2 protein-coding genes are annotated in these 2,233 nt (G+C 44.2%); both read left to right on the top strand.

Features of this window, described 5'->3' with window-relative positions; all coding sequences use genetic code 11:
- Nucleotides 1–429 (top strand): flagellar protein FlgN (locus GX348_07550; GenBank protein NLP42038.1); only part of this gene is annotated, 429 nt, incomplete at its 5' end.
- 30 nt (nucleotides 430–459) lie between these two features.
- Nucleotides 460–2,202 (top strand): flagellar hook-associated protein FlgK, encoded by a 1,743-nt coding sequence (gene flgK / locus GX348_07545; protein ID NLP42037.1) that lies wholly within the window; start codon nucleotides 460–462, stop codon nucleotides 2,200–2,202.
- The last annotated feature ends 31 nt before the right edge of the window (nucleotides 2,203–2,233 follow it).

The following is a 2,233-nucleotide window of genomic DNA, read 5'->3' as shown; positions in this document are numbered from 1 at the left end:
TTGAGTCAGGAAAAACGGACTGTTTTGGTAGCGGCCGACGGCCAAAGACTTGAGCAAATTACTAAACAAGAAGAATTGCTGATTTTGCAGGCTGGTAAACTGGATAATCAGCGGTCGGATATTGTGAAAGAAATCGGCAATGTATTAGGACTTACGCCGAGTGAAATAACGCTCGAAAATATATCAAAACACGCCGACGATAATACTGCCAGCCGATTAAAGAGAATAAATGCTGATTTTGAAAAAGTCCTTGGCGAACTTGCTCCTCTTAACAAAGTGAATACTCAGCTAATACAGCATGCGCTCAATTTTGTAAATTACAACATTAATATTTTGGCGCAGAATCAATCAGGACCTACCTACGCCTCCAAAGGGCGGCAAAGTGATAAACCGGCGCCATCGCGAGCGCTCTTTGATCATAAAGTATAATTTGGAATATTCTAGATGGAGTGAATTTACATGGGATCTACTTTTGGCGGTTTAAATACATTAGTAAGGGGCATCTACGCCCAACAGGTTGCGTTAGACACTGTCGGTCATAATATTGCTAATGCCAATACTGAAGGCTATTCCCGGCAGACTGTCAACTTGACGACTACTAGCACTGAAAACGTCTATGGAAACAGGGGCGTCATGCAGCTTGGCACAGGTGTAACAGTCGAGTCGATAATGCGGGCACGCGATACTTTTGTTGATAGGCAAATGTGGAAAGAGTTGTCTTCACTTGGTTATGGACAAACCATGCTAGATACATTGTCTAAAATTGAAGGCGTTTTCCAAGAACCCACTGCAACTGGAATACAAACCGTTTTAAATAAGTTCTGGACTTCGCTGCAGACATTAGCTACTAACGCTTCAGACGAGGGTGCGCGGGCTACTGTGCGGCAGCGTGGGGTCGAGTTGGTAAATGCCATAACCCATGGTGCTCAGCAGCTAACAGATATGGCTGCTGACATTAATTCCGTTATCGATATTAAAGTTGGCAAGATAAATCAAATAACATCAGAAATATATAGTCTTAACCGCCAGATCTGCAATATCGAAGTTGGTGGCGTAGACCATGCTAACGACCTGAGGGATCGGCGCGACCTATTGGTTGATCAGTTATCGACAATTACTAAGGTCACTGTAAATGAAGATAAATATGGTAATTACAGCATCCAATCGGCCGGCGTTACGTTAGTAGATGGGAACGGTAGAACGGTGCTGCGAACTGAACCAAGGAAAGACGCTGATTACGGTTATGAGGTTAGGGATGTTTATGCGGCTAATTCCACTCATCCTATGAGTTTTACAAACGGAGAACTTAAGGGGCTATTAGAAGCTCGCGACCAGGAAAATGGTATTAAAGGCTACATGAATAAATTAAATACAATCAGCCAGTTCCTGCTGCAGGATTTTAATGCCGTGCATCGGGCTGGATATGGTACTGATAATACTACTGGAAATAACTTTTTCGGCGATAACGGGGTGGATTACAGCACAGTGTCGCCTTCAATTGGTGGGTGGCTTGCGGCTATAAAAGTAAATCCGGCGCTATTTGATCCTGCGAATGGTTTGGCCAAAATTGCCGCCAAAACCCTAGCCGGAAATGTTGCTGTAGCCCATAGCAGCGGTAACGGTGGCACGGCGACTGTAGATGTTACCGGTACTTATACCGCAACTGCTTCGACTAATATAACAGTTAGGGTAACTGGGGTCACGGGAGATCATGTAGATGCATTTGAATACTCTACTGATGGAACTACCTGGGTTGCTGGAACGACACCGTTTGTTGTTAATGGCGCTAGTATTACATTTTCAGTAGCTGATTCACCTAATAATCAGGCAGGTGTTGATACTTACACCTTTACTATTCCGCAAGGTAATGCCGCCGGTGATAATGCAATTTTACTGGGCAACTGGCTGAAAACCGAGAAAAGCTCAATACTAGGCGATACTTCGTTGGACAACTATTACTCAACTGTAATTGGCTCGTTAGGAGTTCAAACGCAAGATGCCGAACGGCTGACTGACAATCAAAAGACGCTGGTAAATCAGATAAGAAACTGGCGCGAGTCCACTGCCGGTGTTAATATGGACGAAGAAATGACCAATATGATTCGCTTCCAAAAAGGCTATAACGCCGCGGCGCGGGTTATAACGACCATGGACGAGATGCTTGATAAACTAATTAACGGCACAGGCGTTGTCGGACGTTAAGAGGTGAAATGAATGCGAATTACCAATAATA

The sequence above is a fragment of the Veillonellaceae bacterium genome (genome assembly GCA_012523975.1).
Classification (GTDB): Bacteria; Bacillota; Negativicutes; order JAAYSF01; family JAAYSF01; genus JAAYSF01.
The sequence above is the reverse complement of the archived record's forward strand: the minus strand, read 5'-3'. Positions and strand labels throughout refer to the sequence as shown.

Excerpts from the sequence above, each read along its gene's own strand:
- flgK (NLP42037.1), top strand. The coding sequence starts at position 460 with ATGGGATCTACTTTTGGCGGTTTAAATACATTAGTAAGGGGCATCTAC.